Raw genomic sequence first — 19,197 nt, 5'->3', positions numbered from 1 at the left:
TACAACCATACAGGCGTTACTCTGAGACAGTCCTGATTTCATTGATAAGTAGGTCATACAATGCAAAACAAGCTCTTAGCGGCAAAGGCTGCACTTCCTGACTACGATCGTACAAAACTGGTTCCGCGTATTGTTCATCTGGGGTTCGGTGCTTTCCACCGTGCACACCAGGGGGTATACGCTGACATCCTGGCAGCAGATCACAATAGCGACTGGGGATACTGCGAAGTAAACCTGATTGGCGGAGAGCAGCAGATTGCTGATTTGAAACAGCAAGATAACCTGTACACCGTTGCGGAAATGTCTGCGGATGCCTGGACCGCAAGAGTTGTTGGCGTGGTTAAAAAGGCGTTGCATGCGCAGGTTGATGGTCTGGAAGCTGTACTGGCTGCGCTGTGCGAACCGCAGGTGGCGATCGTTTCCCTGACCATAACTGAGAAGGGGTATTGCCATTCTCCGGCTACCGGGCAATTGATGCTGGATAACCCGATGATTGCCGCCGACCTGCAAAACCCAAAACAGCCGAAGACGGCACCGGGTGTGGTGGTTGAAGCACTTGCACGCCGTAAAGCCGCAGGTTTAGGTGCGTTTACCGTGATGTCCTGCGACAACATGCCTGAAAACGGCCATGTGATGCGCAATGTTGTCACTGCGTATGCCCGGGCGGTGGATGCTGAGCTGGCTGCATGGATCGAACAACATGTGACGTTCCCGTCAACAATGGTTGACCGTATTGTCCCGGCGGTAACCGCAGATACGCTGGACAAAATTGAACAACTTACCGGGGTACGCGATCCGGCGGGTGTGGCATGCGAACCGTTCCGTCAGTGGGTCATTGAAGATAACTTTGTCGCAGGGCGTCCAGAGTGGGAAAAAGCCGGGGCTGAACTGGTGGCAGATGTTATCCCGTTCGAAGAGATGAAGTTGCGTATGCTTAACGGCAGCCACTCTTTCCTTGCTTACCTCGGCTACCTGGCAGGATATCAACACATCAACGACTGCATGGGTGATGATAACTATCGTGTCGCCGCCCGCGCGTTGATGCTGCAGGAGCAAGCGCCAACATTAAAAGTGAAAGGGGTGGATCTTCAGCATTATGCCGACTTACTGATTGACCGCTATAGCAACCCGGCGTTGCGCCACCGTACCTGGCAGATTGCCATGGACGGTAGTCAGAAACTGCCGCAACGTATGCTTGACTCTGTGCGTTGGCATATCGTGCACGGCAGTGGTTTTGATCTGCTTGCACTCGGTGTGGCGGGTTGGATGCGCTATGTCGGGGGCGTGGATGAGCAGGGACAAGCCATTGAAATTAGCGATCCGCTGCTGCCAGTGATCCAGAAAGCGGTACAGAACAGTCACGAAGGTGAAGATCGTGTGCAGGCGCTATTGGCTATTGACGCTATTTTTGGTGACGAACTGCCACAGGTTGAACGGTTTAAAAAGCGGGTTACAGAAGCGTACCTGACTTTGCTGGCGGAAGGCGCGAAGGCAACGGTTGCAAAATATGCTGCGAAATTACTGTCAGTAAGATAACGCTTTATGTCGCCATCCGGCTTTAACGACAGCCAGATGGCGCATTGTTTTTGGCATTCACACCAATTAGTTCATGCCTAAACGAATCAGTTCGAGGGGGGCATATTTGCCTTCACATCCTTCGATTTCCACTGTTTTACCGCGGCGGATTTGCTCAGCGGTCAGGCCATCGGTGTCAATGGCTGTAATACGGCCGGTGAGTCCGGTGTCACTAATCATGACACGGCTGCCAGTGGTGATTGCGTTGCGGTTACGATCGTATGTTTTCATGGTGTTTTCTCCTTTCCAACTTACCGTCAAAGCCCGTGGGCTTTTAGTCCCACGTAACGGGCGCAATATAAATACGCTTCTCGTTAATGATTTTTTTTGTTTTCGATCAAAATCACAGCTTTTTTTATGGGGATATGCAGGAGAGGGAATTGTTCGGGGAAACTCACCTCAGTGAGAGGTGAGCTACGTATTAGTCTTCGCTAAACCAGTCGCTATTTTCCTGACGAATAAGCTGAACAGATTCGCTAATTTCCTGTAGATGCAGCATCATTGCATGCTCGACGGCATCGCCATCATGTTTTACCAGCGCTGCAAAGATATCATGGTGCTGACGAAGTAGCATTTCAGGTGGGGAGACATGATCCAGACTCATATAGCGCACACGGTCAATCGTGGCTTTAATATTCTCGACGGTGTCCCAGGCAAGCTGGCAATCAGCGATTAATGCCAGCTTCTGATGAAACTCATCATCAAGCTGGAAGAAATCGTTGAGCTGCTTACGGTCGATGGCAATGCGTTGCTGGTGCAGATTCTGTTCCAGTTGATAGCACTGGTTATCGGTGATCATCGAGGCGGCGCGGCGGGCTACGGCACACTCAATGGCCTGACGTACAAAACAGCCATTTTGCACCTGCGACAGCGAGATCTTATTCACGTAACTGCCACGTTGTGGACGGATCTGAATCAAACCGTTTTCTGCCAGTTTGATGAATGCTTCTCGTACCGGCTGGCGAGACACGTTAAAGCGTACGGAAACCTCTTTCTCCGACAATGGCGTACCAGGTGCAATCAGACAATGCACGATATCGCTGCGAAGAATACGGTAAATCTGTTGATTTACCGGCTGTGTAGGGTTGAGCTGCGTTTCTACGGTCATTCATTCTTACTTATTAGAGAGTTAACCCGGCTATTTTATCACTTATCGAGTGCTTTCTATACCCGGCACATGGCCGGGTATCTCATTTAGCTTCGATGCACGCTAAGCCCGGCAAAAGACTGGGTGACTGGCATCATCTCAAGGGTATTGATGTTGACATGAGCCGGTAACGAAGCAACCCACCATACGGCTTCAGTGACATCCTGCGGAGTCAGTGCAGTGGTATTTTCGTAGGTTTTACCTGCTTTATCATCGTCGCCTTTGAAACGCACATTAGAGAACTCGGTACCGCCAACCAGTCCGGGTTCAATGTCGGTAACGCGGATCGCCGTGCCGTGTAAGTCTGTACGCAGGTTCAGACTAAACTGACGAACAAACGCTTTGGTTGCACCATAAACGTTCCCGCCAGCGTACGGCCAGCTACCGGCGGTAGAGCCGATATTAATTATGTGTCCGCGGTTACGCTCGACCATGCCAGGCAGAACGGCACGAGTCATATAAATCAGGCCTTTGTTGTTGGTATCGATCATGGTTTCCCAGTCATCGACATTCGCTTTGTGGGCTGGCTCAAGACCCAGCGCCAGACCGGCATTGTTGACCAGGATATCGATATTGCGCCATTCGGCAGGCAGGGCGTCCAGCATCTCTTCAATGGATGCGCGATTGCGTACGTCAAGCTGGGCGATATACAGATTATTACCCAGTTCATCTTTCAGTTCCTGCAGACGTTCCTGGCGGCGTCCGGTGGCAATAACTTTATGCCCATTCTCAATAAAACGACGCGTAATGCACTCACCAAAACCTGCTGTTGCTCCGGTTACTAAAACGATCATCTCACTGTTCCTCAACGCTTTTTATGTAGTACTACCATAGCACGTCATTTCTGTTCAGAGCTATTCCTGCTTAACGAGATTGCGGTCAAATCCTGGGAGGCCTACTCTAGTAAACAAATCGTTTTCAGGAGGAAAAGATGTCGTTAACAAATCCTTTTTTGCACCACAGCACATTACCTTACCAGGCACCGCAATTTGATCAGATTGAAGATTGCCATTATCGGCCCGCGTTTGATGAAGGTGTGAAACAAAAGCGCGCTGAAATAGCGGCGATTGTGCAAAACCAACAGGCTCCTGATTTCACAAATACGTTGCTGGCGCTTGAGCAAAGTGGGGCGTTGTTGACGCGCGTCACCAGCGTTTTCTTTGCGATGACGGCAGCGCATACCAACGATGAGCTGCAGCGTCTTGACGAGGAGTTCTCCGCCGAACTGGCCGCGCTGGCCAATGATATCTATCTCAATGACGCACTTTTTGCGCGTATAGATGCCGTCTGGCAGCAACGCTCTTCGCTGGCGCTGGAAGGTGAATCATTGCGTCTGTTGGAGGTGGTTCACCAACGCTTTGTGTTGGCTGGTGCATGTCTTAATGATGCCGATAAAGCACGCCTGAAAGCGCTAAATACGGAGTCGGCGACGTTAACCAGCCAGTTCAATCAGCGTCTGCTGGCGGCGAACAAAGCGGGTGCACTGATCGTGGATGATGTCCGGCAGCTTGACGGACTCAGCGCAGAAGAAATTGCCGTTGCGGCGCAAGCCGCCAGCGACAAAGGACTTGAGGTTCGCTGGGTTATCCCACTATTGAACACCACACAACAACCGGCACTTGCTGCGTTACGCGATCGACAGACACGAGAAAACCTGTTTACCCAGGCATGGACGCGGGCGGAAAAAAATGATGCCAACGATACTCGCGCTATCATTAAACGGCTGGTGGAGATCCGCAGAGAGCAGGCAACATTACTGGGTTTTGCGAATTTTGCTGCCTGGAAAATTGCCGACCAGATGGCGAAAACGCCAGAAGCGGCACTTTCTTTTATGCGGGCGATCGTGCCCGCAGCACGTCAACGCGCGCTGAATGAGCAGGCTGAAATTCAGAAAGCGATTAATCAGCAACAGGGACAATTCGAGGTTGAGGCCTGGGACTGGGCATTTTATGCCGAGCAGGTGCGTCGTGAAAAATATGCTCTTGATGAAGCTCTGCTTAAACCTTACTTTGCCCTGGATACGGTGCTGAATGAAGGTGTTTTCTGGACAGCAAACCAGCTATTTGGCATTAAATTCATCGAGCGCTTTGACATCCCTGTTTATCATCCGGATGTACGGGTTTGGGAGATTTTCGATCATGATGGCGTAGGACTGGCGCTATTTTATGGTGATTTCTTTGCCCGTGAATCAAAAAGCGGTGGTGCCTGGATGGGAAATTTTGTTGAGCAATCTCTGCAAAATGAAACCAGGCCGGTAATTTACAACGTCTGCAATTATCAGAAACCTGCTCAGGGCCAACCCGCCTTGCTGCTGTGGGATGATGTCATCACGTTGTTCCATGAGTTCGGACACACGTTACATGGTCTGTTTGCCAGCCAACGGTATGCGACGCTGTCAGGCACGAATACCCCGCGTGATTTCGTCGAATTCCCGTCGCAGATAAACGAACACTGGGCGAGTGATCCGCAGGTTTTCGCGCGTTATGCTCGCCATGTTGAAACGGGTGAAAAAATGCCCCAGCCATTGCTGGAGAAGATGCAACGGGCCAGCTTGTTTAACAAAGGCTATGATATGACGGAGCTTCTCAGTGCTGCATTGCTGGATATGCGCTGGCACAGCCTGGAGCAGTGTGTGTCATCGCTGTCAGTTGATGAATTTGAGCAGCAGGCCCTGGCTGCGGAAGGATTGGATCTGCAGGCTGTACCGCCGCGTTATCGCAGCAGCTATTTTGCCCATATATTCGGTGGTGGCTATGCCGCAGGGTATTATGCCTATTTATGGACGCAAATGTTGGCCGATGACGGCTATCAGTGGTTTGTAGAGCAGGGCGGATTGACCCGTGAAAACGGGCAGAAATTCCGCGAAGCGATTTTGTCCCGTGGTAACAGCACTGACTTAGCTGAGCTTTATTGCCAATGGAGCGGCCGAGATCCAAAAATGGAGCCAATGCTCAAACATCGTGGTTTGAGCGCCTAAGGCATTGTCTGCCAAAAAATTGAACCGGGCGCGATGCCCGGTTTTTAGCGTGATTTTTTCTTCCCCAAAATGTGAGATGGATGAATGACGATGAGGTTGCCAACAAAGGTAGAGCTGATTTCATTCTGCTTTGCTGTTACCTGGGTTATTTGGTGTGTATGGGCAGACAAAATCACTCATGACACATACCTCTTTGACGGGGTGCTTTATAAATCAGTTATTGTTGGAGTTGCCTTTCTGCCAGGCGTGTTCATAGCCTGGCGCGTGTACCTAAGAAATAAGTACGCAACAGGTAGATAAGCTGATTTCAGGTATGGGCGGGCAGATTCTTTACCACGAAGCCGTTCATTGAGGAAATCGTTCTCAAATATCACATTTCATGCGGTTAATATTATCGTTATTTTTGCGATTTAACTCATGGATGTTCGGTTCCATTAAATATAAAAAAAGAAAAATAGAATAAAATCTATCGCATTGATTATCATGATTATTTTAATTTCAAGTTAATTTATTATCATGCGAAGTAATCTTTGTTTTCTTTCCTTAATATTAATTACTATTAAAAAATTTACATAAGTTTTCCTTTTTGGCGCTAAAATGCCCATGTCTAAATGTTCATACAGGGAAGGAAACCGTGATGATCAGAAGAACGCAGGAAATAGATGCAATTTTAATCGAACTTAACAAATCAATTGATGCTCATTATAAGTGGCTAGTGAAAATGTTCCGCTGCGTGGTGTCATCAGACGTTACTCAGCCTGATATTTCGGGCGATGACTCTCACGCTGTTTGTCAATTTGGGCAGTGGCTTAAAGACCATCCACAGCACGATGATGATGAATGCAGTTATGTCAGCAATATTCACGCGACACATGAGAAAATGCATTTGTTAGGCAAGGAATTGCTATTGGCAATCGTGGAAGAGCGTAGCCATTCATGGCATTTCGACAGTTTCCAGGATGCGTTACTGGGATTTACGTCTGCGGTCATGGACTACAAAATATATTTACTGACTATCCGCAGTAATATTGATGTGTTAACAGGTTTGCCTGGCAGAAGAATGCTTGATGAGTCGTTTGACCAGCAGTTACTCGATGCTGAGCCGCTTAACCTGTACATATTGTTGCTGGATATCGACCGTTTTAAACATGTTAATGATACCTACGGACATCTGGTTGGTGACATGGTGTTGCGCAGTCTGGCGTCAAATTTATTAGCATGGACTCGATACGATGAGGTTGCTTATCGCTATGGTGGTGAGGAGTTTATTGTCATCATCCGAACCAAAACGGACGAGCAGGCATGCCAGGCAGGGTTGCGTCTTTGTCATCTGATTGGCCAGAAAAAAATCCCTTATCCAGAAGGCGAAATCGGCATAACGGTAACGGCTGGCATTACCAGAGTTCAACAGGGTGAAACGCTGGACAACGGTCTTGGACGTGCTGACAGAGCCATGTATGAAGGGAAACAAACCGGCAGGAATCGCTGCATGTTTATGGATGAAAAAGAGAAAATCACGCTAGTTGGCACTAATGATCAACTGACACCGCGCGTCAGAGCGTGAATTTTATCAGTGTAGACCGGCTGTAGTTACGTTTCGTTTAACTTCCATTGCGGTTGTCGATGATATGCTAGCCGACTATTCGTTATCTTCGCAGGGAATTGCCAGATAACGTATAAAGCAAAACACAAATCTATCCATGCAAGCATTTACCGCTGGTTTCTCCGGCGGTTTTTTTTATCTGTAATTCTGAGAAATGATTCAGGGAAGGGAAGCAGGTAAAAAATGGCCCCTTGTGCAGTTATGCGACAAGGGGCCGGCTCGGTGCAGGATTATCTCCGTTCATCAATCATCCCATCTGTGGCTAAAATACGCGGCCAGGAAACCGGAAAATAAAATAATTCCCAGAACAGCCATAAAAATATTCATATTACCCAGCATAGTAAATGCTCCTTTATCTATTGAGTTTCCTCTCTTACCTTAATTTCACCTCGTTAATGACTATAGTAGCAATTGGAACTTAAACAAAGAGTGAACTGTGTGAATATTTCGTCTGAAATGTAAGGTTTTGGCTTTTTCTCGTCGAAGAAAATAAATAATCGTGACGAAACAGGCGCCCCCATCTGCAAATAATCATAATGTTATCTTGTAATCCGCCGTAGCTACCGGGTTGTCCGGACACAAGATGTTGCACGTTTATAATGCAACACTGTGTCATGGTGGTTCAATTCTTCTCTCTTGCCGTCATGGCGACGCATTCTTTTTATCTGCATTTCATTGATGGTATTTATAATTTATTGAATTATATGCCTTTTTCATATCTGGCACTGTTTTTGCCTTATTCCTTCTGAACACCCTTAATTTGCACCGTTTTGCCTTTCCGGCTGCACCGGAGCTTTCAGCAAGTCTACTTTCAGGAGTGAAACTATGCAGCGTCGTACATTATTAAAAGCCTTTGCTCTTTCGGCCTCTGTTGTGGCTATGGGGATGAGTTTTAGCGTTCAGGCTGCCGACACCATTAAAGTTGGCATCATGCATTCGTTGTCCGGGACAATGGCTATTTCTGAAACACCGCTGAAGGATGTGGCGTTGATGACCATTGATGAGATCAACGCCAAAGGCGGTGTACTGGGAAAAAAACTGGAGCCGGTAGTGGTTGATCCGGCGTCAAACTGGCCGCTGTTTGCCGAAAAAGCCCGTCAGTTGCTAAGCCAGGACAAAGTGGCGGTGGTTTTTGGTTGCTGGACATCGGTTTCGCGCAAATCTGTACTGCCGGTATTTGAAGAGTTAAACGGCCTGTTGTTTTATCCCGTGCAATATGAAGGTGAAGAGATGTCACCTAACGTTTTCTATACCGGCGCCGCGCCCAATCAGCAGGCCATTCCGGCGGTTGAGTATCTGATGAGTGAAGACGGTGGCAGTGCAAAACGTTTCTTCCTGCTGGGCACCGATTACGTTTATCCGCGAACAACCAATAAAATTCTCCGTGCCTGGCTGCATTCAAAAGGCATTGCGGATAAAGACATTGAAGAGGTTTATACCCCGTTTGGCCACAGCGATTACCAGACCATCGTCGCCAGCATCAAAAAATTCTCCGCCGGGGGAAAAACGGCGGTGGTATCAACCATTAATGGCGACTCTAACGTTCCGTTCTATAAAGAGCTGGCAAACCAGGGTCTGAAAGCGACCGATGTTCCGGTTGTTGCGTTCTCTGTTGGAGAAGAGGAGCTGCGCGGTATTGATACCAAACCCCTGGTAGGCAATCTTGCGGCCTGGAACTATTTTGAATCCGTTGATAATGCCACCAATAAGCAATTTATCGCTGATTACCGCGCCTATGCGAAAGCGCACAAACTGCCGAATGCTGATTCTGTGGTCACGAACGATCCGATGGAAGCCACGTATGTTGGCCTGCACATGTGGGCGCAGGCGGTTGAAAAAGCCGGAACGACGGATGTCGATAAAGTCCGTGCAGCCATGGCGGGGCAATCATTCTCTGCACCTTCTGGCTTTACGCTGACAATGGATGCAACGAACCATCACCTGCATAAACCCGTCATGATTGGCGAAATTGAAAGTAACGGTCAGTTTAACGTGGTATGGCAAACGGATGCCCCGGTCCGTGCCCAACCGTGGAGTCCGTATATCGCCGGGAATGATAAAAAATCTGAGCAGCCCGTCAAAACCGCCAGCAACTGATCTTACGCCCTCCTGTGGGAGGGCCCAATTTTGGAGAACGCTATCATGAAAGCCATGCGCTTTATTCGTGGCGTGTTGTTGCTGACGTGGCTTTTGCCGTGGATAGCGCAGGCAACAGATGCCGATACCTTCGCCGCGGCCAGTCGGACACAGCAGGCGACATTACTGGAACAATGGGCGATTAACCCCGATGTTCAGCGTTTACCTTTGCTTAATGCCCTGAGTGGCGAAAACCTGCTGACCGACGACGTTAAAAATGCATTCACGATGAACGGTTCGCGTGTGCAATCTCTGGGGGCGGGCAGCACACCCAGTGGTGAATTAAAAAAAATCCGCCTGACTAACCGCCTGCGTAACCTGGTGGCTGGCACATTGTCTGTTCATCAGTTATTAAGTGACAATGTCACTTTTAGAATGACTGCTGCCCGAACATTACAACGTGAAGCACTGCCAGTGATGCTGCCATTTTTGCAGCAAAGGCTGCTGCAGGAGACGGATGCTGGCGTGAAATCCACCCTGGCGGCTGCTCTGGCAAACCTGCAACTGAACAGTAGTTCGCCCGATGTCAGGCGCCGGGCCATCGAATTGCTGGGCGCATCCAATGATCCTGAAACACAAGCGCGATTACAGCCTTTCACCCAACTGGAACATGAACCCGATGCGCGTGTACGCGCTGCCGCCAGCGAAAGCCTGAATACCATTGAACATCGAATGAAGGTTGGAGAGTTGCTTGGCCAGGCGTTTATGGGATTATCGCTCGGGTCTATTTTATTGCTGGCGGCGCTGGGGCTGGCCATCACCTACGGGTTACTCGGCGTCATTAATATGGCGCACGGTGAAATGCTGATGCTTGGTGCTTATTGTACCTGGATAGTGCAACAGCTGATGAGCCAGTTTTTCCCGCAGTGGTTAGCCTTTTATCCGCTGATTGCGCTGCCGGTTGCCTTCCTGCTGACCGCCGCTATGGGAATGCTGCTGGAACGCACAGTGATCCGCCATTTGTACGGACGCCCACTTGAAACGCTACTGGCAACCTGGGGGATTAGCCTGATGCTGATCCAGTTGGTGCGCATGACCTTTGGTGCGCAAAACCTTGAGGTAGCTAACCCGGCATGGCTGTCGGGCGGTATTCAGGTCTATGCCAATCTGATTTTGCCGTGGAACCGGATTGTGGTGCTGGGATTTGCCATTCTGGTGCTGTCCTTCACCTGGTTGTTGCTGAATAAAACCCGTCTGGGTATGCGCGTGCGTGCAGTGACACAAAACCGCAGCATGGCAGATTGCTGCGGCGTTCCCACGGGGCGCGTGGATATGTTGGCATTTGGTCTCGGCTCCGGCATTGCCGGACTTGGGGGCGTGGCGCTATCGCAGTTGGGCAACGTTGGGCCAGAACTGGGGCAAAGCTACATCATTGATTCATTTTTGGTGGTGGTGCTGGGAGGCGTTGGACAGCTTGCCGGGAGCGTCGCGGCGGCGTTTGGTTTGGGGATTTTCAACAAGATTCTCGAACCGCAGGTTGGGGCCGTCCTCGGCAAAATTATGATTCTGGTGCTGATTATTCTGTTTATTCAAAAACGTCCGCAGGGGCTGTTTGCGCTAAAAGGGAGGGTCATTGACTGATGACGATGCCAATGACATTAACGCTGGCGCGCAAAGCGCCGCGTATTACCTGTGTGCTGGGGCTGGCTTTACTGCTGGCACTGATTATTCTGCCATTTCTCGCGCTGCTGCCTACGGATCATCCGCTGGCGATATCTGTCTGGACACTGACACTGGTTGGGAAAATTCTCTGTTATGCCATTGTGGCAGTTGCCCTGGATCTGGTGTGGGGATATGCCGGAATGCTGTCGCTGGGCCACGGTATTTTCTTTGCGCTGGGCGGTTATGCGATGGGGATGTACCTGATGCGCCAGGCATCTGGTGAAGGGGTGCCAGCTTTTATGTCGTTCCTGTCGTGGACTGAACTTCCGTGGTTCTGGTGGGGAACGCAGCATTTTCTTTGGGCGATGATATTGGTTGTTATGGTGCCTGGCTTGCTGGCGTTGGTGTTTGGCTGGTTTGCCTTCCGTTCAAAAATCAAAGGGGTCTATTTCTCCATCATGACGCAGGCGCTGACCTTTGCCGGCATGCTGTTGTTCTTCCGTAACGAAACCGGGTTTGGCGGCAATAACGGATTTACCGGTTTTACCACCATTCTGGGATTTTCGGTGACGGCGACCACGACACGTATCGCGTTGTTCCTGGCGACCGTTGTGCTGCTGATTCTGGCGCTGTGGCTCGGATGGGCGCTGGCTCGCAGTAAATTTGGCCGTATTTTGACAGCCGTTCGCGACGCTGAAAATCGGTTGATGTTCTGCGGGTATGACCCAAAGGGTTTCAAACTACTGGTATGGACACTCTCTGCCGTCCTGTGCGGGCTGGCGGGGGCGCTGTATGTTCCGCAGGTGGGGATCATTAACCCCAGTGAAATGTCACCCACCAACTCAATTGAAGCCGCGATTTGGGTCGCACTGGGTGGGCGCGGTACGTTGATTGGCCCGGTGTTTGGCGCGGTGCTCGTGAACGGCGCTAAAAGTTGGTTTACCGTCATCATGCCTGAATACTGGCAACTGTTTCTCGGCCTGATTTTTATTGGCGTTACGCTGTTTTTGCCTCGAGGCGTAATTGGTCTGTTTCGCAAGGGAGACAAATAATGCAGCCAGATGAAGGGCTTTTTACCCGCCAGATGCCGGGCGATCGTTTTCGCAATCAAACAGATCCGGTGCTCCAACTGGAAAAAATAAACGTTAACTTTGATGGTTTCCAGGCGCTAACGGATTTGACGCTCAATATTGGGGTTGGCGAGTTACGCTGCGTTATTGGACCCAATGGCGCGGGAAAAACCACGTTGATGGATGTCATCACCGGTAAAACGAAGCCGCAAAGTGGGCGGGCGATTTACGATCAATCCATTGATTTAACATCACTCGACGCCATCGCCATTGCTCGCCAGGGCATTGGTCGCAAATTTCAGAAACCGACCGTTTTTGAAGCGTTGACGGTGGAAGAGAACCTCGAGTTGGCGATGAAAAATGATAAATCCGTTTGGGGGTCATTACGGGCGTGTTTATCGGGAGAACAGCGGGATCGCATCGATGACATGTTGACGCTGTTGCGACTGAGTAACGAACGCGCCCGTCGTGCCGGACGCCTTTCCCATGGGCAGAAACAATTTCTGGAGATTGGTATGTTGCTGGTGCAGGAGCCGCATTTGTTGCTACTGGATGAGCCAGCTGCCGGGATGACGGATGCTGAGACGGAATACACCGCTGAACTGTTTCGCCAGCTTGCCGGAAAACATTCTCTGATGGTGGTTGAGCACGATATGGGGTTTGTTGAGAGCATTGCTGATCACGTCACGGTATTGCACCAGGGGCGGGTACTGGCCGAGGGGAGCCTGCGCGATGTTCAGGCCAATGAGCAGGTGATTGAAGTGTATCTCGGACGCTAAGGAGTGCTGATGCTACAGGTAAATGAACTAAATCAATACTATGGCGGCAGCCATATCCTGCGTGGCGTGAGTTTTGAGGCGCGTATAGGTGAAGTAACATGTCTGCTGGGGCGTAATGGGGTTGGCAAAACGACACTGCTGAAGTGCCTGATGGGTCTGATTCCAACCCGCAGCGGCAGTGTTATCTGGCAGGGTAAAAACATTACTCTCCGTAAGCCACATCAGCGGGTGCTGGCGGGGGTAGCGTATGTGCCGCAGGGACGCGATATTTTTCCTCGCCTGACGGTTGAAGAGAATCTGTTGCTGGGACTCTCCCGGTTTTCAGCGCAAGAGGCAAAACGTGTACCGGATGAAATTTATGCGTTGTTTCCGGTATTACAGGAGATGAAATACCGGCGGGGCGGTGATTTGTCGGGCGGGCAACAGCAACAGTTAGCTATTGGCCGGGCGCTGGCCAGTCGCCCGCAGTTGTTGATCCTCGATGAACCAACAGAGGGGATCCAGCCTTCGGTGATTAAGGAGATTGGCCTGGTTATTAGCCAACTGGCCCATCGTGGTGATATGGCTATATTGCTGGTGGAGCAGTTTTATGACTTTGCCGAACAGCTTGCAGACAAATACCTGTTAATGTCGCGAGGCAGCATTATTCAACGTGGATCAGGTGAAAATATGGCAGCAGAAGGTGTGCGTGGGTTGGTTGCCATCTAAATCAGGCGACAGTGCCGTTTTGGCACTGTCGCAGTAATTTTCAGCAGACTGCCGGCTGGCTCCAGGGTTTGGCGCGTATGCCTTTTATCATTAACGCCCAGGCCAGGACAATCGCCACCATTAGTGCGACAAACAGCGACCATGGGGGCAGTGTGGTCAGGATGACCCCGCTGACTAATGGGTTTACCGCCGCGCCAAGCCAGCCCAGTGACTGGGCGGAAAAGTAACTGGCTTTCATACCTGCCGGTGCGATGTTGTCGATCAGCATGTATTCACCCGGCGCGTAGATGATCTCGCCAATGGTGAAAAAGGCGGCTGAAATCCCCCAGAACAGCAGGCTGTTGCCAGAGAAGGTAAAACCGACCAGACCGATAACAAAAAAAAGTGTACCCGCAGCCATCAGCGGGCGGATGTTTGCAGACGTCAGTCTGCGTCCGACAGCATATTGCAGCGATACCACAATTGCTGCGTTGACGGGCAGGACGACCGCCACCACTTTCTCAGCAAAATCACCATCGGCAACCACCATCACGTACTGAGAAATACAGGATGCAAATGCACCACCGACAAACGAGGCCAGAAACGCAGACAACGTAAACCAGCATAATGCTTTATCGCGCAGCAAAACTGAGGGTGACCATACTGTCGCGTTCAAACCTTCAGAGGGGATTGCGGAGCGTTTTACCCATGTCTGGATAAACACCAGCGGGAAGGCTGAACATATGGCCGCCAACCAGAACGGCAGGTTAATGCTTTGCATGACCAGTAGCGTGCCTAACGGCGGGCCAACGGTCCAGCCGATGTTCAGCACGGTGTAGTTAAGTGAGAAAATCTTTGTTTTAGTGGTGGCTGAGAGGTTATCGGCAAACCAGGCTTTCAGCACGGTGGCAAACACGGAGTAGGCACAGTTGATCAGCGCGAAGAGCAGAACGACCACCACCACGTTATGCACCAGAGGAATCGCTATAAAGCCGCAAGCAAAGCCCGCGATCGCCAGTAGCATAAAGCGTTTTTTTTCAAATTTATCGGCCAGGATGCCGAATCCAAGACTGAAAACGACGCCAATAGTCAGTGCTACTGTCATTGCATAACCGATCAGATCGACACCCAGGCCATACTGACGACTGAGGTAAATCGTCATGAATGGTAGCGTGGCTCCGCGTCCAATGGTTAATAACAAAGATGACGCGAGTAACGCGAGAGTGGACCTTCTCAGTGAGATATTCATTTTTCTGCCCGACAATGCATGTTGTTATGTTTTTTTTAGATATCAGAAACAAATAGCATGCTAAAAGTGTGATGTACACTCAATAAGTTGTCTGAAAATGCCCTGTGTGGCCTACCTGAATTAATGATCTGTTACGGTACAACGATTTCCGTTACCTTAACTTGTTTACAAAAATTTAATATTTGCAGGGGCGGTGGTATGTCGCGTAAAGATGGGTTGCTGGCGTTACTGGTTGTCGTAGTTTGGGGGCTGAACTTTGTTGTCATTAAGGTGGGACTACACAATATGCCGCCGTTGATGCTGGCAGGCTTGCGCTTTTTACTGGTGGTGTTTCCCGCAATCTTTTTTGTTGCCCGCCCGAAGATCCCGCTCTCGCTGTTACTTGGCTATGGCCTGACCATCAGCTTCGGTCAGTTCGCTTTTCTGTTTAGCGCCATCAAGTTTGGGATGCCTGCCGGTCTGGCATCGCTGGTTTTACAGGCGCAAGCGTTTTTCACTATCGTGCTGGGCGCGTTCGCCTTTGGCGAGCGTTTGCAGGGGAAGCAACTGGTCGGTATCGCGCTGGCGGTGTTCGGTGTGCTGGTATTGATTGAGGCGAGTCTCAATGGACAACATGTTGGTATGCTTGGCTTTATGCTGACGCTGGCGGCGGCACTGAGCTGGGCCTGCGGTAATATCTTTAACAAGAAAATTATGCAGCATACTTCGCGTCCAGCGGTCATGTCGCTGGTGGTGTGGAGCGCATTAATTCCTGTCGTACCGTTTTTTCTGGCATCGGCATTGCTTGATGGCCCAGCGCAAATCGTGCAGAGCCTTGTGGCGATCGATATGACCACCATCCTGTCCCTGGTGTATCTGGCCTTTGTGGCGACCATTGTGGGCTATGGCATTTGGGGTTCTCTGCTGGGGCGCTATGAAACCTGGCGTGTTGCGCCATTGTCGTTGCTGGTACCCGTGGTAGGGTTGGCCAGTGCCGCAGTGCTGCTGGATGAAACGTTAACCGGGCTGCAACTGCTTGGTGCGTTGTTGATCATGGCGGGGTTGTATATCAACGTGTTCGGTTTTCGCTTGCGCAAGATTGTGCAGGTGAAGGGTTAAAAAAAAGCCCCGCAGTGACGGGGCTAAATAATTACAGGCTGTGCATATTGTAATAAGGCACGCCTAACTCATCGGATTTATCGCTGCCGGCACCCATATGATTAAAATCGAACGGGGACTGATCGTGCGCAGGGGGCATAATCATCGCGTCGCGATTATTTTGCGTTGTCGGTTGCGGGGTCTGTTCCGCCATGCTCTGGCCCGACGCAACAAGCAGCAGGGCCAGCATCGCATAAGACAGAAGTTTCATGATTTCCTCGGTTACGTCGTTAACTGGCGATTAGCAATTGCATTGATTGAGCGGGAGCAAATACCGGGATTCGCCATGCATATTCGTCACCCGATATTTATGCGGCGGTACATCAAAATAGTTCTTGAAGGTCCGGGTCAGCGTTTGCTGAGACTCAAAACCGTAACGCTCTGCAAGATAGAGGATCGGTTCGTTACTCTCTTTCAATTTTTGCGCTATTTCAGTCATTTTGCGGCTACGGATGTATTGACCTAATGAATGACCGGTTTCTTTTTTGAACATCCGCTGCAGGTGCCATTTGGAGTAACCTGAACGCTCAGACACTTTTTCCAGCGAGAGTGGCGATTCAAGGTTATTTTCGATCCAGTCCAAAATGCTATGAATAGTGATTGTGTCAGTATTGCGTCTGGACATCGTCATACCTCTTTCTGTTTACGGCAGGATCCTCTTAAGCAAATGCTCAAGTGTTGCTACTTCTTCCGCCGTTAAGTTTTTTGTTAGTTCCTGGTGCAGGTCTTGCCCTACTAATTGATGACACTGCTCGCAAATTGCTGCGCCGTGCTCGGTGAGTTTCACCAGTACACCGCGCTTGTCATGTGGATTCGGAAGCCTTTCTATCCAGCCTTTACAGGCCAGTCTGTCCAGCATCCGCGTCAGGGCGCCAAGATCGACAGACAGCACTTTTTTCAATTCGACAGGGGTAATGCACACCGCACAACGGATGGAGCAGAGCACCTTAAACTGCGATGCCGTGATATCCAGCGGTGACAAATAGTCGTTTAATAAACGATCTTTTTTCTGATTAACCATGTAGATCAAACGACCCAGTGGGATGATTTCATTGAACAGATCACTGGTGCTTTTCACAATGGTTGCCCTGGCAAGTAGTTAGTCACGGCTGATATTATTGCTTAGGCAAATATAAGTCAAATGAATGAGTGGCCGCATGCCACGTTTTGCTAAAACATCAGGAACGCGCTACGCATAGCGCGTTTTTAACGTTCTGATCCGTAGGGTTTATGCGTAAAGAGAACTAATGAATCCTTACATCGACAACATGGCTTAACCCTGGAGTTTGCCCTTATACTTGCCGTTGACGAAAAACGCACAGGAAAGATGACATTATGATGGACTTGTTTAAAGCAATAGGACTGGGGCTGGTAGTCCTGTTACCGCTGGCAAACCCGTTAACCACCGTGGCGCTGTTTCTCGGCCTTGCTGGCAACATGAACAGCGCAGAGCGTAACCGTCAGTCATTAATGGCGTCTGTCTATGTATTTGCCATTATGATGGTCGCGTACTACGCCGGGCAGGTGGTAATGAATACGTTTGGGATTTCGATTCCCGGGTTGCGTATTGCGGGCGGGTTAATCGTTGCGTTTATCGGCTTTCGTATGCTGTTCCCTCAGCAGAAAGCGCATGATTCTCCGGAAGCGAGAAGCAAATCCGAAGAACTGGAGGACGAACCGACGGCCAATATTGCCTTTGTTCCGCTGGCCATGCCGAGTACTGCCGGCCCGGGGACGATTGCAATGATCATCAGTTCGGCCTCTACCGTGCGGCACGGTTCCGAATTCCCGGACTGGGTGATCATGGTTGCGCCGCCCATTATTTTTGCCGTCGTCGGGATTATCTTGTGGGGATGTCTGCGCAGTTCTGGCGGAATTATGCGGCTGGTGGGGAAAGGCGGGATCGAAGCTATTTCCCGTCTGATGGGCTTCCTGCTGGTGTGTATGGGTGTGCAGTTTATTATTAACGGCGTGCTGGAAATCATCCAAACCTACCATTAAACAACGGGCCCGGTATATCTACCGGGCCTTTTTCTTATTGCTGCTGTGGTTGCTCTTCCAGCGTTACCGGCCATTTGCGGAAGATAATCACTGACCAGATCAGCGCGGCAACGGCAGGAAGTGCACCGACGTAACCAATCGTCGACATCGACCAGTGCAGACTTACCTGATTTCCCACCAGCGCTCCCGCGCCAATACCAATATTAAAAATACCGGAGAACAGCGCCATTGCGACGTCAGTGGCATCCGGAGCCAGTGCCAGTACTTTCACCTGCATTCCCAGGCCGATCACCATAATGGCAATACCCCAGAAAATACTCAGGACAGCCAGGTGCATTTCGCTATCAGCAGCAGGCAATAGCAGCACCAGGCACAGGGTCAACAGGGCAATAGCCGCGCTTATCAACACCGAGGCATACTGATTACCAAGCTTGCCAAAAATTACGCTGCCAATAATACCCGCGCCACCGAGAACCAGAAGCAGCACAGTGGCAAAGTTAGCGCTCAGCCCGGCGACGGTCTGCACAAAGGGTTCGATATAGCTATAAGCCGTATAATGCGCGGTGACCACAATCACCGTCAGCAGATACAGGCTCATTAACGCCGGACGGCGGAATAACACCGGCAGGCTTTTTAATGAACCGGAATGCTCACTGGGTAATTTGGGCAGAAGCTTAATCAGGCAAAGCAGGGTAATTAGCGCGCCCATACCGATGGCGAAGAAGGTAGTGCGCCAGCCAAAATACTGGCCGACGATGCGTCCGATAGGCAGGCCTAATACCATCGCCAGCGCGGTGCCGGTCGCAATCAGGCTGAGTGCCTGCGCGCGTTTCCCGGCCGGAGCAAGGCGTATCGCCAGCGATGCAGTGATCGACCAGAAAATGGCGTGTGCGAAAGCAATACCAATACGGCTAATCACCAGCACGGTAAAATTCCATGCCAGGAAAGAGAGTACGTGGCTGGCGATAAATACGACAAACAGGCAGATCAGCAGCTTGCGGCGTTCTACCTGGCTGGTGAGCAGCATGAAGGGCAGCGACATCAGGGCCACCACCCAGGCGTAGATCGTCAACATGATCCCAACCTGCGCGGTCTGCATATTAAAACTTTGCGCAATGTCGGACAGCAACCCGACCGGGACAAACTCAGTGGTATTGAAAATAAAACCGGCAATAGCAAGCGTAACTACCCGTAGCCACGCGACCTTGCGGGAAACAGTGTTTGTTGTCATATG

The 19,197-nt window shown here is 50.4% G+C and carries 19 protein-coding genes; 10 read left to right on the top strand and 9 right to left on the bottom strand.

Translation table 11 applies throughout. The features are described 5' to 3' along the window. Positions 1 to 60: 60 nt before the first annotated feature. Positions 61 to 1,536, top strand: a complete 1,476-nt coding sequence (locus G8S19_RS11420; protein WP_126320173.1) for a mannitol dehydrogenase family protein — start codon at positions 61 to 63, stop codon at positions 1,534 to 1,536. Positions 1,537 to 1,602: 66 nt separating this feature from the next. Here G8S19_RS11420 and ydfZ read toward each other — a convergent pair whose 3' ends face one another. From ydfZ to ydfG, 3 genes are all read right to left on the bottom strand, one after another. Continuing rightward, entirely contained in the window at positions 1,603 to 1,806 is a 204-nt protein-coding gene (gene ydfZ, locus G8S19_RS11415; RefSeq protein ID WP_003032393.1) for a putative selenium delivery protein YdfZ, read from the bottom strand. 190 nt (positions 1,807 to 1,996) lie between these two features. Then, complete coding sequence (locus tag G8S19_RS11410; protein ID WP_048211706.1) at positions 1,997 to 2,683, bottom strand: GntR family transcriptional regulator; 687 nt, start codon at positions 2,681 to 2,683, stop codon at positions 1,997 to 1,999. A gap of 86 nt (positions 2,684 to 2,769) precedes the next feature. Then, positions 2,770 to 3,516 (bottom strand): bifunctional NADP-dependent 3-hydroxy acid dehydrogenase/3-hydroxypropionate dehydrogenase YdfG, encoded by a 747-nt coding sequence (ydfG, locus tag G8S19_RS11405; protein WP_048211705.1) that lies wholly within the window; start codon positions 3,514 to 3,516, stop codon positions 2,770 to 2,772. 137 nt (positions 3,517 to 3,653) lie between these two features. On the opposite strand from ydfG, the gene dcp reads away from it, so the two are divergent. Then, complete coding sequence (dcp, locus tag G8S19_RS11400; RefSeq protein WP_137363789.1) at positions 3,654 to 5,699, top strand: peptidyl-dipeptidase Dcp; 2,046 nt, start codon at positions 3,654 to 3,656, stop codon at positions 5,697 to 5,699. Positions 5,700 to 6,336: 637 nt separating this feature from the next. Beyond that, positions 6,337 to 7,263, top strand: a complete 927-nt coding sequence (locus G8S19_RS11395) for a diguanylate cyclase (protein WP_199954070.1) — start codon at positions 6,337 to 6,339, stop codon at positions 7,261 to 7,263. A gap of 282 nt (positions 7,264 to 7,545) precedes the next feature. Here G8S19_RS11395 and mgtS read toward each other — a convergent pair whose 3' ends face one another. Next, positions 7,546 to 7,641, bottom strand: coding sequence for a protein MgtS (mgtS, locus tag G8S19_RS11390; RefSeq protein WP_003032406.1), 96 nt, complete (start codon positions 7,639 to 7,641; stop codon positions 7,546 to 7,548). A 486-nt stretch (positions 7,642 to 8,127) separates the two neighbouring features. Here mgtS and urtA point away from each other — a divergent pair, with 486 nt between their 5' ends. From urtA to urtE, 5 genes are read left to right on the top strand one after another with little or no spacing between them, the layout of a single operon-like run. Further along, positions 8,128 to 9,399, top strand: coding sequence for an urea ABC transporter substrate-binding protein (gene urtA / locus G8S19_RS11385; protein ID WP_048211701.1), 1,272 nt, complete (start codon positions 8,128 to 8,130; stop codon positions 9,397 to 9,399). Between the two features lie 45 nt (positions 9,400 to 9,444). Then, positions 9,445 to 11,019, top strand: a complete 1,575-nt coding sequence (urtB, locus tag G8S19_RS11380) for an urea ABC transporter permease subunit UrtB (protein WP_253686626.1) — start codon at positions 9,445 to 9,447, stop codon at positions 11,017 to 11,019. After that, positions 11,019 to 12,092: an urea ABC transporter permease subunit UrtC gene (urtC, locus tag G8S19_RS11375; RefSeq protein ID WP_124022066.1), complete on the top strand. Its 1,074-nt coding sequence runs from the start codon at positions 11,019 to 11,021 to the stop codon at positions 12,090 to 12,092. The genes urtB and urtC overlap by 1 nt, the downstream gene beginning before the upstream one ends. Continuing rightward, the gene (gene urtD / locus G8S19_RS11370) at positions 12,092 to 12,889 is read left to right on the top strand and encodes an urea ABC transporter ATP-binding protein UrtD (RefSeq protein WP_040231114.1); all 798 of its coding nucleotides are present in this window, start codon (positions 12,092 to 12,094) and stop codon (positions 12,887 to 12,889) included. The genes urtC and urtD overlap by 1 nt, the downstream gene beginning before the upstream one ends. A 9-nt stretch (positions 12,890 to 12,898) precedes the next feature. After that, on the top strand, positions 12,899 to 13,597 hold the full coding sequence (gene urtE / locus G8S19_RS11365; protein ID WP_061067881.1) for an urea ABC transporter ATP-binding subunit UrtE: 699 nt from the start codon (positions 12,899 to 12,901) through the stop codon (positions 13,595 to 13,597). A gap of 40 nt (positions 13,598 to 13,637) precedes the next feature. Here the strand turns inward: urtE and ydeE are convergent, their stop codons facing one another. Beyond that, a complete protein-coding gene (gene ydeE / locus G8S19_RS11360) occupies positions 13,638 to 14,825 on the bottom strand; it encodes an efflux MFS transporter YdeE (protein WP_124022067.1) in 1,188 nt (395 codons plus the stop codon). Between the two features lie 198 nt (positions 14,826 to 15,023). Between ydeE and eamA the strand changes: the two genes are divergently transcribed. Continuing rightward, on the top strand, positions 15,024 to 15,923 hold the full coding sequence (gene eamA / locus G8S19_RS11355) for an O-acetylserine/cysteine exporter (protein ID WP_124022068.1): 900 nt from the start codon (positions 15,024 to 15,026) through the stop codon (positions 15,921 to 15,923). A gap of 31 nt (positions 15,924 to 15,954) precedes the next feature. Here the strand turns inward: eamA and marB are convergent, their stop codons facing one another. From marB to marR, 3 genes are read right to left on the bottom strand one after another with little or no spacing between them, the layout of a single operon-like run. Beyond that, positions 15,955 to 16,173, bottom strand: coding sequence for a multiple antibiotic resistance protein MarB (marB, locus tag G8S19_RS11350; protein ID WP_048211695.1), 219 nt, complete (start codon positions 16,171 to 16,173; stop codon positions 15,955 to 15,957). Positions 16,174 to 16,203: 30 nt separating this feature from the next. Next, positions 16,204 to 16,587, bottom strand: coding sequence for an MDR efflux pump AcrAB transcriptional activator MarA (gene marA, locus G8S19_RS11345; protein ID WP_140168326.1), 384 nt, complete (start codon positions 16,585 to 16,587; stop codon positions 16,204 to 16,206). A gap of 18 nt (positions 16,588 to 16,605) precedes the next feature. After that, positions 16,606 to 17,040 carry a multiple antibiotic resistance transcriptional regulator MarR gene (marR, locus tag G8S19_RS11340; RefSeq protein WP_048211693.1) on the bottom strand — a complete coding sequence of 145 codons (435 nt, stop codon included), beginning with the start codon at positions 17,038 to 17,040 and terminating at the stop codon, positions 16,606 to 16,608. Positions 17,041 to 17,297: 257 nt separating this feature from the next. Between marR and G8S19_RS11335 the strand changes: the two genes are divergently transcribed. Then, positions 17,298 to 17,963 (top strand): MarC family NAAT transporter, encoded by a 666-nt coding sequence (locus G8S19_RS11335; protein ID WP_048211692.1) that lies wholly within the window; start codon positions 17,298 to 17,300, stop codon positions 17,961 to 17,963. Between the two features lie 34 nt (positions 17,964 to 17,997). On the opposite strand, the gene G8S19_RS11330 is transcribed toward G8S19_RS11335, so the two are convergent. After that, on the bottom strand, positions 17,998 to 19,194 hold the full coding sequence (locus G8S19_RS11330) for a sugar transporter (RefSeq protein ID WP_048211691.1): 1,197 nt from the start codon (positions 19,192 to 19,194) through the stop codon (positions 17,998 to 18,000). Positions 19,195 to 19,197: the final 3 nt, after the last annotated feature.

The organism is Citrobacter sp. SX206, assembly GCF_024181025.1.
GTDB classification, from domain to species: Bacteria; Pseudomonadota; Gammaproteobacteria; order Enterobacterales; family Enterobacteriaceae; genus Citrobacter; species Citrobacter youngae.
The sequence above is the reverse complement of the archived record's forward strand: the minus strand, read 5'-3'. Positions and strand labels throughout refer to the sequence as shown.

Excerpts from the sequence above, each read along its gene's own strand:
- G8S19_RS11420 (WP_126320173.1), top strand. The coding sequence starts at position 61 with ATGCAAAACAAGCTCTTAGCGGCAAAGGCTGCACTTCCTGACTACGAT.
- ydfZ (WP_003032393.1), bottom strand. The coding sequence starts at position 1,806 with ATGAAAACATACGATCGTAACCGCAACGCAATCACCACTGGCAGCCGT.
- G8S19_RS11410 (WP_048211706.1), bottom strand. The coding sequence starts at position 2,683 with ATGACCGTAGAAACGCAGCTCAACCCTACACAGCCGGTAAATCAACAG.
- ydfG (WP_048211705.1), bottom strand. The coding sequence starts at position 3,516 with ATGATCGTTTTAGTAACCGGAGCAACAGCAGGTTTTGGTGAGTGCATT.
- dcp (WP_137363789.1), top strand. The coding sequence starts at position 3,654 with ATGTCGTTAACAAATCCTTTTTTGCACCACAGCACATTACCTTACCAG.
- G8S19_RS11395 (WP_199954070.1), top strand. The coding sequence starts at position 6,337 with ATGATCAGAAGAACGCAGGAAATAGATGCAATTTTAATCGAACTTAAC.
- mgtS (WP_003032406.1), bottom strand. The coding sequence starts at position 7,641 with ATGCTGGGTAATATGAATATTTTTATGGCTGTTCTGGGAATTATTTTA.
- urtA (WP_048211701.1), top strand. The coding sequence starts at position 8,128 with ATGCAGCGTCGTACATTATTAAAAGCCTTTGCTCTTTCGGCCTCTGTT.
- urtB (WP_253686626.1), top strand. The coding sequence starts at position 9,445 with ATGAAAGCCATGCGCTTTATTCGTGGCGTGTTGTTGCTGACGTGGCTT.
- urtC (WP_124022066.1), top strand. The coding sequence starts at position 11,019 with ATGACGATGCCAATGACATTAACGCTGGCGCGCAAAGCGCCGCGTATT.
- urtD (WP_040231114.1), top strand. The coding sequence starts at position 12,092 with ATGCAGCCAGATGAAGGGCTTTTTACCCGCCAGATGCCGGGCGATCGT.
- urtE (WP_061067881.1), top strand. The coding sequence starts at position 12,899 with ATGCTACAGGTAAATGAACTAAATCAATACTATGGCGGCAGCCATATC.
- ydeE (WP_124022067.1), bottom strand. The coding sequence starts at position 14,825 with ATGAATATCTCACTGAGAAGGTCCACTCTCGCGTTACTCGCGTCATCT.
- eamA (WP_124022068.1), top strand. The coding sequence starts at position 15,024 with ATGTCGCGTAAAGATGGGTTGCTGGCGTTACTGGTTGTCGTAGTTTGG.
- marB (WP_048211695.1), bottom strand. The coding sequence starts at position 16,173 with ATGAAACTTCTGTCTTATGCGATGCTGGCCCTGCTGCTTGTTGCGTCG.
- marA (WP_140168326.1), bottom strand. The coding sequence starts at position 16,587 with ATGTCCAGACGCAATACTGACACAATCACTATTCATAGCATTTTGGAC.
- G8S19_RS11335 (WP_048211692.1), top strand. The coding sequence starts at position 17,298 with ATGATGGACTTGTTTAAAGCAATAGGACTGGGGCTGGTAGTCCTGTTA.
- G8S19_RS11330 (WP_048211691.1), bottom strand. The coding sequence starts at position 19,194 with ATGACAACAAACACTGTTTCCCGCAAGGTCGCGTGGCTACGGGTAGTT.